The following is a 13,100-nucleotide window of genomic DNA, read 5'->3' as shown; positions in this document are numbered from 1 at the left end:
CTGCCTGTGCGACCGTTGCCGATGAAGTTGGACCAAAGCGCTAGCGACGCCGACGGCAGCTTGAAGAGCGGCGTATTCAAGGAGCATTACAAGGACGGTTCGCTGGCTTGTATCGGTAAGTATCGCGATGGCGCGAAAGTCGGCACGTGGAAGTATTATCTGCGCAACGGACAATTGCGGGCCGCGGGCAAATTCGTTAATGGAAAAATGACCGGCGCATGGAAATGGTATCGCGAGAATGGCAAACTGCTGCAAACGGGTTCGTTCGTAGCGGAAATGAAATCGGGCGTCTGGAAACGTTACCATCCAAACGGCGCGTTATATGACGAGGGCAGATTCGCTAAAAACCAAAAGGTCGGCGAGTGGCGCGTCTATGACGCCAGGGGCAAATTGATTAAATCTACAAAACACAAATCAAAATAGGAGACTACCATGAGCAAAGTTCGATTACTGGTCGGCACGAAGAAGGGCGCGTTCATTCTGACCGCCGACGGCAAGCGCCAGAATTGGGAAGTCAGCGGGCCGCATTTCGCGGGCTGGGAGATGTATCATCTTAAAGGCTCGCCTGTGGATCCAAACCGCATCTACGCATCGCAGACGAGCGGTTGGTTCGGCCAGTTAATCCAGCGCTCGGACGACGGTGGCAAAACGTGGAATCCACCCGGAACGAAACTCGAGGATTTGATGGGGCCGGATGGTTTTCCCAAGGGCGGCAAGAGCAACATGTTCCTCTACGAGGGCGAGGTGGGCACGCACAAGTTTTACGACGGATCCCAGCACCCGTGGGAGTTCAAGCGCATCTGGCATATTGAGCCGTCGCTGACCGACCCGGACACGGCCATTGCCGGCGCGGAGGACGCGGCGATCTTCAAAACCACTGACGGCGGTAAAACGTGGAAGGAACTTCCCGACTTGCGCAAAGCCAAAGGACACCTCTGGCAACCCGGAGCGGGTGGCATGGGGTTGCACACCATCCTGCTCGACCCGAAGGATCCCAACCGCATTTACATCGCCATCTCGGCAGCGGGCGCTTTCCGAACTAACGACGGTGGCAAAACGTGGAAGCCCATCAATCGCGGCCTGAAGTCTCAATACGAACTCCCCGACCCGGATGCGGAAGTCGGCCATTGCGTGCATCGCATCGCCATGCATCCGTCGCGCCCAGACGTTTTGTTCATGCAGAAGCATTGGGACGTACTCCGCACTGACAACGCCGGCGACCAATGGACCGAGGTAAGCGGAAACTTGCCAACGGATTTTGGCTTCCCGATTGATGTTCACGCGCATGAACCGGAGACGATTTACGTCGTGCCGATCACGAGCGATTCGCTGCATTATCCGCCTGACGGAAAACTGCGCGTGTATCGCAGCAAGACCGGTGGCAACGAATGGGAAGCGCTCACGAAAGGACTGCCGCAAAAGGATTGTTACATGAACGTGCTGCGCGACGCGATGGCGGTGGATTCGCTCGATAAGTGCGGTGTGTATTTTGGCACAACGGGCGGGCAGGTCTATTGCTCGGCGAACAGCGGCAACTCGTGGAAGCCCGTCGTGCAGAATCTGCCGGCGGTTTATTCGGTGGAAGTGCAAACGCTGAAATGAAAGCATCAAATCCCAAGCACCAAGCTCCAGGGAAGCACCGGGCACCCACCACCGAATCACCTGCTGGCGCTTGTTTGCTTTGGTATTTGGCGCTTGGTATTTCTCTGGAGCTTGGATGTTGGAGCTTGGAACTTTTCTCATGATTCGCGTGGTGCTTCCATATCATCTGCGCAACCTGGCGCACCTGGATGGCGAGGTTGAGCTTGAAGTCGAGAATCCGGTCACGCTGCGCTCGGTGCTCGATGCGCTCGAAGTCCAGTATCCGGTGCTGCGAGGCACAATCCGCGACCACGACACGTTGAAGCGCCGGCCATTCATCAGGTTTTTCGCCTGCAAAGAAGACCTGTCGCTCGAATCACCAGAGACGAAGTTGCCCGAAGAAGTCGTCAATGGCGCGGAACCGTTTCTGATTGTCGGGGCGATGGCTGGAGGTTGAAGCCACGGAATCGAAGCAAAACGAATCGCACCCGAGAAGGGGCAGGCGCCGGAATCCTCCCGAGTGGTCGAATACGTTCGCTTCGCCGGAGACGTGATTCAGGAAGTGCTGATCCGGGCGTTGCAGAACTGGACGTTTTACCGTGTTCCGAACGAAGTTTCTGCGTGTAACCTTTGCACGTCTTTTGCGCGCCCCGCAGCCAAACATATGTCTTTCCTGGAAAAAGGTTTCGCCCCCGGCAAAGGGAGCGTTGAGGGCGCGTGATTTGAACTTGGGAATAGCAGCAGCGTCATCAAGACTGTAAGCAAGAATATGGATGTGAACCAGGCAAAACAGATTACATGGAGCGACGTCGGCAAAGAACCGTTCCGCCTTTTCTTCCCCGAAGGAGTGCTGGCGGGAATCGTTGGCGTCAGTCTTTGGCCACTGCATTTTGGCGGACTAATCAGCCTTTACCCGGGCCAGGCACACGCCCGCATCATGGCCTACGGGCTTTTTGGCGGATTTATGTTTGGATTTCTGGGAACGGCCATGCCCCGCATGCTGTCGGCGCCGCCGCTTGGGCTTCGAAATGTGCTGCTGCTCCTGGGGCTGCATCTGTCCATGGTTGTCGCTTTCGCAATGCAGAAGATTATTTGGGGCGACAGCTTATTTCTCGCGCTGCTCAGTTTCTTCGCCGTCCTGATATTTAGGCGGGCAAGCCATCGTAAGGACACGCCACCACCCGGATTTGTGCTGGTCGGTCTGGCCTTCTTGTGCGTCGCCGCGGGAACTTTGCTGGCGGTGTTTCAACCTGGGGGAGACGAGGCGGGCGCGTACTGGGTCAGTCTGCAACGGCTGTTATGTTATCAAGGATTCGTTCTGCTTCCAATCCTCGGCATCGGCCCGTTCATTCTGCCGCGATTTTTTGGGCTGCCCAGCCCGCACGATTTTCCTGAAAGCATGGCGCCCGCAGCGGCGTGGAAGAAGAAGGCGGCATTGGCCCTCGTCGCCGGTGGTTTGATCGTGGCTTCATTCTTCATGGAGGTGGAAGGATGGTTTCGCACGGCGCATGCGGTCCGTTTTGCGACGACTTTGGTTTATCTGGCGTTTGAATTTCCGTTTCGCCAGGCACCAAAGCTCAGCAATGCGCTCGGGGCGTCTTTGCGCATTGCATTCGCCGCCTTGGTCAGCGGGTTTGTCGCAATTACGCTTTGGCCCTCCTTTCGGGTCAGCTTGCTGCACCTGACTTTGATTGGCGGTTTTGCGGTGGTCACATTTACGGTCGCGACTCGCGTCGTGTTCGGACATAGCGGCAATCTGGAAAAGTTGCGCGGACGAAACCGGTGGATGCTGGTCGCCGTGGCCTTGATGCTCCTGGGTATGGCGACGCGTATCAGCGGAGATTTCTGGCCGAAGATCACGGTTTCTCATTACAATTGGGGCGCGGTCATCTGGATTGCCGGCGTGCTGGTCTGGTCGTGCTTTGTGCTGCCCAAAGTGTTGCAGGTTGAGAACGAATGATCCGCGGCGAGAACGGAAGTGCCTACCGATTTCCCGGAGCATCTCGATCCGCGGCCAATCTTGCTTGGTCGTGATGCACCGGTCTGCTACCTTCTGCGGCTCGATTGTGAGCATTACGGAAGAAATCTCGAAGCGGCGCACGTTCGCCATCATCTCGCATCCGGACGCGGGTAAAACCACGTTGACGGAAAAGCTGCTGCTGTACGGCGGCGCGGTGCAACTCGCCGGCTCGGTCACGGCGCGTAAAAACCAGCGCGCCACCACGTCCGACTGGATGGAACTGGAAAAGAAGCGCGGCATTTCGATCAGCTCCACGGTTTTGCAGTTTGATTACAACGGTTACCGCCTCAACCTGCTCGACACGCCGGGTCACAAGGATTTTTCCGAGGACACCTATCGCGTCCTCACCGCCGTGGATTCGGTGGTGATGGTGATTGATTCGGCCAAAGGCATCGAGCCGCAGACGCGCAAGCTCTTCGAGGTCTGCCGCCAGCGCGGCGTGCCGATCTTCACATTCATGAACAAGTGCGATCGCCCGATGAAAGACCCGCTCGCGTTGCTCGATGAACTGGAGCGCGTGCTCGGCATCGGCGCGTTCCCCGTGAACTGGCCCATCGGCAACGGCTTCGAGTTCCAGGGCGTGTTCGATCGGCAGACGCAACAGATGCACCTCTTCGAGCGCACGGTCGGCGGCCAATACCGCGCGCCGGTGCAGGTCGGCGGATTGCATGACGAACTCATCCGCGGTCGGCTCGACGACGGAACGTTCCATCACACGGTCGAAGAACTGGAAATGCTCGAACACGCCGGGCACGACTGGGATGACACCGCGGTGCTGGCGGACAAAACCACGCCGGTGTTTTTCGGCAGCGCCCTCAATAATTTCGGTGTGCAGTTACTCTTGGATGGTTTCTTGAAACACGCGCCGGGTCCGAAAGGGCGAAATGCCCTCGTAGCCGCCGAGGTGACGAGGCGGAACGTGCCTGGTGGCAGAAACGGTGAACAAACCAATCCGCCTCCTCACGTCGGCGGCTACATTCCTCCCGAGCATTCCGCGTTCTCCGGGTTCATCTTCAAGATTCAGGCGAACATGGACCCGAAGCACCGCGACCGCATCGTGTTTGTCCGCGTCTGCTCCGGCAAATTCGAGCGCGACATGACCGTGCATCACTCGCGCTCCGAGAAGAAAGTTCGCCTCTCCAGTTCGCACAAACTCTTCGGCAACGAACGCGAAACGGTGGACGAGGCGTGGCCCGGCGACGTCATCGGCCTCGTCGGCCACGACAGCTTCGGCATCGGCGACACGCTCACCACCGACCCCAAGATTCTCTACAAGGAAATCCCGCGCTTCACACCCGAAGCCTTCGCGCACCTGCACAATCCGAACACCGCGAAGTTCAAACAATTCCGCCAGGGCCTCGAACAGCTTTTGCAGGAGGGCGTGATCCAGGCGCTTTATCTGCGCAACTCATCGGTGAAAACGCCGTTGCTCGCAGCGGTTGGCCCACTGCAATTCGAAGTCGTGCAATTCCGTCTCGAAAGCGAATACGGCGCGGTGTCACGCCTTGAATCTGCCCCGTGGACGGTCGTGCGCTGGCTGCCGCCCGACCTGAAGGAGGACGACCTCGACGCCCTTTCGCTGCCGACCGGCGCAAAGCTCGCCTACGACATTGGCAAGAACCCCGTGGCGCTGTTTCAGAACGAGTGGTCGGCAAATTATTTCAGCGAGACGAACAAGCTTGTCCCGCTCTCGGCTCTTCCAGCGCAGACGGCGAGGGAATAGTTTCGCATGGCTTCGATCCTCACCGCCACTGACCTCGTTGTGCGCTACGGGGAGCGTGCCATTCTCGACAGCGCCACGCTCGGTATTGAAGAGGGCGATCGCATCGGGCTGGTTGGGCGCAACGGTTGTGGCAAGACGACGTTCCTCCGCATCCTCGCCGGGTTGCAATCGCCTGACAGCGGCAATGTCAAGCGACGGCGCGATCTCGTTGTCAGTTACCTGCCGCAGGATTTCATGCTCGATGCGGCTAAGTCGGTCGAGGAGAACATTCGCGACGGCGCGAAGCCGGTGCTCGATTTGATCGCGGAGTTTGAATCGCTGCCTCACGACTCAAAGCGACACGAGGAACTTGAACATCGCATTCAAGCGCTGGAAGGTTGGTCGTTGGATCAGCGCATTGCCACGGCGATGTCGCACTTGAATTGTCCGGCTGCTGACCGGCGCATTGACACGCTTTCCGGCGGCGAGAAACGGCGAGTGGCGATGTGCCGTGCGATTGTCTCGTTGCCTGACTTTCTGATTCTGGACGAACCGACAAACCATCTCGATCCGAAATCCATTGATTGGGTTGCGGACTTTCTCGACGAGTTCCACGGCACGTATCTGGTCGTCACCCACGATCGCTATTTCCTCGACCGCGTTGCGAAACGCATGGTCGAGATGTCGGATGGTCGCTTTTTCTCACACGACGGCAACTACACCGATTACCTGCTGGCAAAAGCTGAACGCCAGGAAGCCGACGCGACCATCGAACACAAGCGCCAGATGTTTTTGAAAAAGGAACTCGCGTGGGTTCGTCAGGGCGCGCGCGCGCAGCGCAGCAAACAGAAGAACCGTTTCGAGCGTTACTACGAAACCGCCGCGCAGGATGGGCCGACAGTCGAGGAAGACGTTGAACTTTGCATTCCACCGCCGCCACAACTGGGCAATCGCGTCGTCGAGTTGAGCAATCTCGGCATGGACCTTGCCGGGCGGACGTTGTTTCGCGGATTCAGTTTCACGTTCGAGAACGGCCAGCGCATCGGCGTTTGCGGGCAGAATGGCCTCGGCAAAACCACGTTGCTCAAGGTCATCATCGCTGAACTCAAACCCACTGAAGGCACGGTCAAAGTTGGCCAGCTCACCAAGTTCAATTACGTGGACCAGGGCCGGCTGCAGTTGCGCGAGGAACGCACGGCGCTGGAGGAGGTCAGCGACGGCACGGAGTTCGTCATCTTCGGTGATGGTAAGATTTCGGTGCGCTCGTATCTGAGGCGGTTTCTGTTTGCGGACGAGCGCATCATGACGCAGGTGAAGTATCTATCTGGCGGCGAGCGCAGCCGGTTGCTGCTGGCGCGCGTTTTGAAAAACGGCGGCAACTTTCTTATCCTCGACGAGCCGACCAACGATCTCGATCTGCCGACATTGCGCGTGTTGGAAGAAGCGCTGATCGCGTTCCCAGGCGTGGTGTGCGTGGTGAGTCACGACCGTTATTTCCTGAACCGCGTTTGTACCGACGTGCTGGCGTTTGAAGGCGACGGCAAAATCCATCACAGCGTCGGCGACTACGATTATTATCTGGAGAAAAGGCAACGCTCCGTTGTAGCCGCGTCTCGTGAGAGCGCGGTCATTGTCGCCTTGAACAAGCCATCCGCACCCTCAGGGGAGGCGGCTACGAAAATAACGAAGGCGCGCAAACTCTCCTTCAAGGAAGCGCGCGAACTTGAAGGCATGGAGGCGCAAATTCACGCCGTTGACGAAGAGATCGCCCACATCGAAGGGCTGTTCGCTTCGCCAGAATTTCATCGCACGCACGCGACGCAAACCAACCAACTCACCTCCGACCTCGCCGCCGCAAAGGAAAAGCTTGCGAAGCTTTATGCGCGGTGGGAAGAGTTGGAAACGATCAAGGCGACGTCAGCTTCGTCGATTACCTAATCATGGCTTCCTTCATACATCTTGCTGACGCAAAGAATAAGCGGTTGATTGAAAGGAATGGCATCAAGGCTGGGAAGAGGGGCGTGTTCAGTATTCCTGTCACGAAGGATTTTTCGGTCACACACCAGTGGGCGCGTGAATTGAAGCGCACTGGAGTAAAGTCATTGATATGTGTTCAGTTTCGTGTTCCTGATGACGAGGTGGTTTCGGTTGGAATGTATAACGGCGAGAAGCTTTCGATGACTGCAGCCGAATCGGTGGCAACTGTGGCAAATCACACTGGCCCAATGGGACTGGAGGTTGTATTTGATCGAAAGATTCTGCCCAAAGAAATCTTTCGGATTTATCCTGCGCCAAGAATCGTTGGATGGCGCTATTACCCTGACGCAAAAGGTAAGAAACCATTTTGCCACTGTCGTTTTTGCAACCGCGGAGAGATAAGGGCGCAACGATTGATTCGAGAAGATGACTGATTTGCCGTATTCGCGCTGGGAGGAGTTGGAAATAATCAAGGTGGGCGGCGAGCGGAAGTAGCGATCCTCCCGCATTTCATTCTGCGACAACCATGGGCGTCCAGGTAACGGTGCTGCGCCCGGCTAGGTCAACGGTCGCCGTGCGAAGCCGGTAGTGACCGGGTCGGTTCAGTGTAAAATTGACGGTCACATCATAACTCGAATCCTTTCGCGTGACACGGGGTTTCAGACCGGCGGGTTGAAGGTGGCGATAATCTTCCTCACCCGGGCCGTAAATCTCCCACGCCACCACGGCATTGTGATAGACGCCTTCGGTGTCCGTGCCATAGGTGTAAAAAACCGGTGCGGACTTTTCAGCGACGCTCGCTCGCGCCGTGATTTCCAACGGCGCTTTTCCTTCCCTGGCCGATAGCTTGACCGCAAGTCCGGGTGGGATTCCCGGCGGGCGCGCCGGCACACGCGCTTTGTTCAGCAGACTACGCTTTCTGTCCTGCTCAACTTCCACTTTCCCATCTTCTCGAATGCGCACGACTTCGCGGTATCCCGATGGATGAATCCCGGGCAAATCCCAAAGCAGATCAAACGCGACACCGAGCCGAAGACACCGCTCAATCTCCGTGAAAAAGTTGCTCATTACAGCGCGATACTTTACGCCTTTCCGGTTCACGCGCTCCAAATTGAGTTCGCCGAGTCCCCAAAGACTGCCCTTTCCCAGGTGCACATGGCCGAGGTTGTAGCCCGGCGGCAGGAGAATGGCGACTTCAGCCGCACGATTGAGTCGAGGCAAATCTCGCTGCGGAAAGTTTCTGGCGTGTGTCTGGAGATTCCGCGCCAGCGCGAGACATTCACCGTAAGTGACGCTGGCCGTGGGGCCATTGTCCCAAAAGAAAAAACGCGTGGCGCCGAGGTCGTAAGCGTGAGTCAGAAACCAAAATGAGTCCGCCTGGTCCACCGCACCGTAGATGCTCGTGCCCCAGCTCTTGTCCGTCACTCGCGCCGCGCCGCGCAAGAAACCGTAGATGATGTCGGCAAAATTCTTTGGGTTGTCCACCGGCAGTTGGCACCCGTAGGTCATGTTCATCTCGGGCAGCGTCCGCAGAGTTCCAACCCGACCGGGCGGTTCGAAAACCATCGCCGCCGGAACATGAGGCGCTTGGGACAATTGATACGCGGCCGTGCTGACCATCGTTTCCCAACTGTAAAGATTCTCCTGTGCGAACTGCATATTCCCAACATCCACATCAGTGTGCGCTTTTAACCCTTTGAGCAGACTCGTCGGCGCGCCTTCCTGCACGACATGGCGAAAGTGCTCTTGAAACGCTTCGAAAACCGTTTGCGGCGTCAACGCCTTCCGAAAGGCCGCGTCCTTCTCCAATTTCGGGCGGATCACATAATCTCTGGTGGTGACCGCCGGCTCATCGAGGAACAAGGACGGGCCGAGATAACAACTCCGGTAAAGACTTTCTGGATAAGGGACATCGTTTCCGCCGACGCCCCAATAAAAAATATTGAGACCGTCCATCCAACGAAGCTGTTCGGCATCCACGCGAACACAATTAATCCCGGCCTCGGCCATCTCTTGGTAATCTGCTTGTGTGAGTTTCGCCGTTTCGTAGTTGGAATTGTCGTAACGGCGCGCGTTGTTCTTCGTGCGGGTGTTGGAAGGCACACCGATCAGCACATCCGGGAGAAGTTCGACCCGTCTGGCGTTCGGAGGCGTGGCATTAGTCGCCGCTTCCACCGTTTCGAGTTTGTAACGATGTCCAAGGTAAGCCGTTTGTTGCGGGAAGATTTCAACCTGCTTCTGGCTGGCGTCGCTTGCGATTTCACGGGGCAACAGGTATTGCCAACCGCCTTGAGTCGGTAACACCGCATCACCCGTGAAACGATTTCTAAATTCCGAGGGTTGCGCGTCGCCTTCCTGAAAAATGTAACGTGCGATTCTTTGTTGTGCGGCCTTCAGCGTCGGAGGCGGAAACCCGGCGCTGAGAAGCCAGACGCGGAACTGATCTCCGTTCGCCTTCGTCGCAAGCAAAAACATCCATTGATGAATTGCGCCCGCCTTTTGTTCGATTGGTCCCAGTGCGAGCGTGTAGGTTTTTATCACGGAGCCGCGCAAGCCCGATTCCATTTCGTGACGGTAGCGCGCCAATTGACCCGGCTGTCCGATCGGTGGCGCAGAGGACACCTGCTCAACGGCATTCAAACTCGCGGTAGCGAGGATACTTGCGGCAAAAAGGACGAGGAATGATTTCACTCCGCCAGCCTATTACGTGGAATCTCCTCGTGTCAAAAACATCGCGACCTCAGCCAAGCCCGCCCGCCTAATCGTCTTGAATTCGTCCCTTCTGTTTCCTATCTTCGGGCCATGGCAGAACAGATGATCGCCCGTTATCGCATTCTGCGCCGCCTTGGGGTCGGCGGCATGGGCGAGGTCTTGCTCGCGGAGGATACGCGACTGGAACGGTCAGTTGCCCTCAAACTCATGTCCGCCGAGCTGGCGAAAAATGAGAACCAGCGAAAACGTTTCCACACCGAAGCCAAGGCTGCTTCTGCTCTCAACCACCCGAACATTTGCGTGATTCACGAAGTTGGTGAGACCGAGGACGGCCGGCCCTTCCTGGCGATGGAATACGTCGAAGGCCAGACGCTTGATGTGGTCCTGCAGCAGCGTCGCCTGAAAATCCGTGAAGTCCTCGCGCTCGGCGCGCAAGTGGCCGACGCGCTCGACGCCGCCCATGCCCGGGGCCTCCTGCATCGTGACATCAAGCCCGCCAACATCATGCTCGACCGGCGCGGACAGGCGAAGGTGCTCGACTTCGGCCTGGCCAAGCGTTTTGGGAACGGCGCGAGTGCCGTTTCCAACCTCTCCACCGCCGATACCCAGACCGGCTTTTTGGTTGGCACGCCGCATTACATGAGCCCGGAACAGGCGCTGGGCGGGGAACTGGACCGGCGCTCAGATGTATTTGCCTTGGGCGTTGTGCTCTACGAACTCGTGGCTGGGCAAAAGCCGTTCCTCGGAAAAACCGTCGGCGAGACCATCAACAAGATCATCAATCAACAACCGGATTCACTGGGTCTCGAAAACCCGCTGTTCTCACCGACGCTCGACGGCATAATATTCAAATGTCTGGAGAAAGATCCGGCGAAACGTTACGCCACGGCCAAGGCGCTGGCTGAAGACCTGAACAAACTCAGGCATGAATCCGAGCGCGCCTCTGCGCCCGGGGTCGAACCAGCCGCCCCGGTGGCGACCTCTCCCTCGAAAGAGCCGCGAGCCGAGCCGACCAAACTCTGGCAGCTCGCCGCAAAGTCCGACCGTCATGAAGCACGTCATGTAATGCGCTTGGTCCTCGGGACCGTGCTGGTTATCGCGGCAATCGCCGCTGCCGGCTGGTTTGTGGCAAGCACGCGCTCGACAAGACTGGCGAATAACGACACCCCGACCAGCTCCAGTGTCTCCGCCCTCGCTCAAAAGTCCGTGGCCGTCCTGCCATTCGACAACTTCAGCGCGGAGAAGGACACCGAGTATTTGAGTGACGGCCTGACGGAAGAAATCACGACGGCGCTTTCGCGCCTGCCCGGACTGAAAGTGGTTGCGCGCAATTCCGCCTTCGCCTTCAAGGGCCGGAAGGAGGACCTGCGCAAGGTCGGCGCCGCCCTTGGCGTCACCACGATTCTGGAAGGCAGTTTGCGGAAAGCCGGCCGGCAGTTGCGTGTCACCGCGCAACTGATCAACGTTGCTGACGGTTACCACTTGTGGTCGGAAACTTACGACCGCAGTGTGGACGACATCTTCGCTGTGCAGGAGGATATCGCGCGCCGCATTGCGGAACGCCTGCAGGTGGAAATTGCTGGCGGGGCACAACCGGCATCACACCAGACAGCGATTGCTCCGGAAGCCCACACTCTCTACTTGCGCGGGCGGCATTTTTGGAACGAGCGCGGCAAGGACAATTTGGAAAAGGCCGTGCAGCTCTTTCGGCAGGCGATTGACAAAGCCCCGACCTACGCCGCCGCGCACGCCGGGTTAGCCAGTGCGTACGCGGTGTTGCCCGGATACTCGCTCCGGCCGGAGAGAGAATATCTGCCTCTGGCCAAGGCCGCAGCGGTGAAGGCGCTGGAGTTGGACGCTGAATCTGTTGAAGCCCACTGCGTGCTGGCCCATACGCGAATGCAGGCTTACGATTTCAAAAGCGCGGAGGAGGAATTCAGGCGGGCCATCCAAATCAATGCCAACGATGCCACCGTGCATCATTGGTACGGTTTGATGTTGCGGGAATTGGGGCGCACCGACGAGGGGCTCCACGAATTGCGGCGGGCAGAGGAACTGGATCCACTGTCACCGATCATCAAGGCCAATCTGATCTATTCTCTCGTTTACGCGCGCAAGACCGAAGAAGCGTTGTCGCAATGCCAGCAGGCGGTGCAGGTGTTTCCCAATTTTCCCATGCTGCACGCCACCTTGGGCTGGCTCTACCTGAAAAACGATCAGCCACGGCAGGCCGTTGCCGAGGTGACCAAAGTGCGGGAGCTTGAAAAGGACAGTCCCGTGGGGCTTGACATGCTGGCGTACGTCTGCGCCCGCGCCGGCGATCCGGCTCGCGCGCGCAGGGCACTGGCGGAAATGGAAACCTGGCTCCAGAAAGGCTACGCCATGCACGGCCTGATCGCCGTGGGTTATCTCGGTTTGCGCGAGTACGATCGGGCGCTGGACAACTTGGAGGAGGCCTTTGCAGCAAACGAATCCCTTTTCGGTTTGCTCAACGATCCGGTGTTTGACGACATCCGGTCCCACCCACGCTTTCAGGCGCTCATTCGCAAGTGCGGATTGAAGCCATGAGCGCACTGACATTCTGCTGGCCGCCATTCACGCGGGCATGAAATGCAGCGATGATCTTCCGTTCGTGGCCTGCGGCAGAGAAGCGCGCCGGGGCGGCGATGCGTGGCGCCGCAGATTCAAGCAGGCCAGGTGACAGGATTGGCGACGGGGAAACCATCTTCAATTGTGCTGCCCGCCATGATGCCGACCCGGGCCTGGACGCAAATGAAATACAGGTCCTCGGTCGAGTCGTTCTTCCAAACGCGCTCGCCATCGGGCGACACGCGGATGACCGTGCCCGGCTCGCTACGTCGTCTGGCCGGGACAGGCGCTAGTTTACAAAATCGGCCAGTTGAAAATGAAGGAACTCCGCGTTTACATACAAAAAGGACTCGGCGAACAGTTTGACACACGCGCCTTCTACGACGAACTCCTCGGCAACGGCGCATTGCCAATGGACATTCTGGAAGCGCGGATGAAGGCGTGGGTGGCGGGGAAGGGGCGGACGGGGAGCAGGTGAGAAAGGGAGAAAAGGAGAAAGTGGGAAAGTGGGAAAGCGGG

11 protein-coding genes are annotated in these 13,100 nt (G+C 57.9%); 9 read left to right on the top strand and 2 right to left on the bottom strand.

Going from position 1 to position 13,100, the window contains the following annotated elements:
- Positions 1–21 precede the first annotated feature (21 nt).
- The 7 genes from HY298_02465 to HY298_02435 all read left to right on the top strand — a co-directional run bounded on the left by HY298_02465 (position 22) and on the right by HY298_02435 (position 7,714).
- Complete coding sequence (locus HY298_02465; protein ID MBI3849144.1) at positions 22–423, top strand: toxin-antitoxin system YwqK family antitoxin; 402 nt, start codon at positions 22–24, stop codon at positions 421–423.
- Positions 424–432: 9 nt separating this feature from the next.
- Positions 433–1,602 carry an exo-alpha-sialidase gene (locus HY298_02460; GenBank protein MBI3849143.1) on the top strand — a complete coding sequence of 390 codons (1,170 nt, stop codon included), beginning with the start codon at positions 433–435 and terminating at the stop codon, positions 1,600–1,602.
- Positions 1,603–1,741: 139 nt separating this feature from the next.
- Positions 1,742–2,038, top strand: coding sequence for a MoaD/ThiS family protein (locus HY298_02455; protein ID MBI3849142.1), 297 nt, complete (start codon positions 1,742–1,744; stop codon positions 2,036–2,038).
- A gap of 318 nt (positions 2,039–2,356) precedes the next feature.
- Positions 2,357–3,541 (top strand): NnrS family protein, encoded by a 1,185-nt coding sequence (locus HY298_02450; protein ID MBI3849141.1) that lies wholly within the window; start codon positions 2,357–2,359, stop codon positions 3,539–3,541.
- A 106-nt stretch (positions 3,542–3,647) separates the two neighbouring features.
- Positions 3,648–5,324 carry a GTP-binding protein gene (locus HY298_02445; protein MBI3849140.1) on the top strand — a complete coding sequence of 559 codons (1,677 nt, stop codon included), beginning with the start codon at positions 3,648–3,650 and terminating at the stop codon, positions 5,322–5,324.
- Positions 5,325–5,330: 6 nt separating this feature from the next.
- Positions 5,331–7,241, top strand: coding sequence for an ABC-F family ATP-binding cassette domain-containing protein (locus HY298_02440; GenBank protein ID MBI3849139.1), 1,911 nt, complete (start codon positions 5,331–5,333; stop codon positions 7,239–7,241).
- Positions 7,242–7,243: 2 nt separating this feature from the next.
- Entirely contained in the window at positions 7,244–7,714 is a 471-nt protein-coding gene (locus HY298_02435) for a hypothetical protein (GenBank protein ID MBI3849138.1), read from the top strand.
- A 76-nt stretch (positions 7,715–7,790) separates the two neighbouring features.
- Here the strand turns inward: HY298_02435 and HY298_02430 are convergent, their stop codons facing one another.
- Positions 7,791–9,971 carry a hypothetical protein gene (locus tag HY298_02430; protein ID MBI3849137.1) on the bottom strand — a complete coding sequence of 727 codons (2,181 nt, stop codon included), beginning with the start codon at positions 9,969–9,971 and terminating at the stop codon, positions 7,791–7,793.
- 111 nt (positions 9,972–10,082) lie between these two features.
- Between HY298_02430 and HY298_02425 the strand changes: the two genes are divergently transcribed.
- Positions 10,083–12,560 (top strand): protein kinase, encoded by a 2,478-nt coding sequence (locus HY298_02425; protein ID MBI3849136.1) that lies wholly within the window; start codon positions 10,083–10,085, stop codon positions 12,558–12,560.
- 116 nt (positions 12,561–12,676) lie between these two features.
- Here HY298_02425 and HY298_02420 read toward each other — a convergent pair whose 3' ends face one another.
- Positions 12,677–12,823: a hypothetical protein gene (locus HY298_02420; GenBank protein MBI3849135.1), complete on the bottom strand. Its 147-nt coding sequence runs from the start codon at positions 12,821–12,823 to the stop codon at positions 12,677–12,679.
- A gap of 59 nt (positions 12,824–12,882) precedes the next feature.
- Between HY298_02420 and HY298_02415 the strand changes: the two genes are divergently transcribed.
- Positions 12,883–13,059, top strand: a complete 177-nt coding sequence (locus tag HY298_02415; GenBank protein MBI3849134.1) for a DUF885 family protein — start codon at positions 12,883–12,885, stop codon at positions 13,057–13,059.
- Positions 13,060–13,100 lie beyond the last annotated feature (41 nt).

Source organism: Verrucomicrobiota bacterium (assembly GCA_016200005.1).
GTDB lineage: Bacteria > Verrucomicrobiota > Verrucomicrobiia > Limisphaerales > PALSA-1396 > PALSA-1396.
The sequence above is the reverse complement of the archived record's forward strand: the minus strand, read 5'-3'. Positions and strand labels throughout refer to the sequence as shown.

Excerpts from the sequence above, each read along its gene's own strand:
- HY298_02465 (MBI3849144.1), top strand. The coding sequence starts at position 22 with ATGAAGTTGGACCAAAGCGCTAGCGACGCCGACGGCAGCTTGAAGAGC.
- HY298_02460 (MBI3849143.1), top strand. The coding sequence starts at position 433 with ATGAGCAAAGTTCGATTACTGGTCGGCACGAAGAAGGGCGCGTTCATT.
- HY298_02455 (MBI3849142.1), top strand. The coding sequence starts at position 1,742 with ATGATTCGCGTGGTGCTTCCATATCATCTGCGCAACCTGGCGCACCTG.
- HY298_02440 (MBI3849139.1), top strand. The coding sequence starts at position 5,331 with ATGGCTTCGATCCTCACCGCCACTGACCTCGTTGTGCGCTACGGGGAG.
- HY298_02435 (MBI3849138.1), top strand. The coding sequence starts at position 7,244 with ATGGCTTCCTTCATACATCTTGCTGACGCAAAGAATAAGCGGTTGATT.
- HY298_02425 (MBI3849136.1), top strand. The coding sequence starts at position 10,083 with ATGGCAGAACAGATGATCGCCCGTTATCGCATTCTGCGCCGCCTTGGG.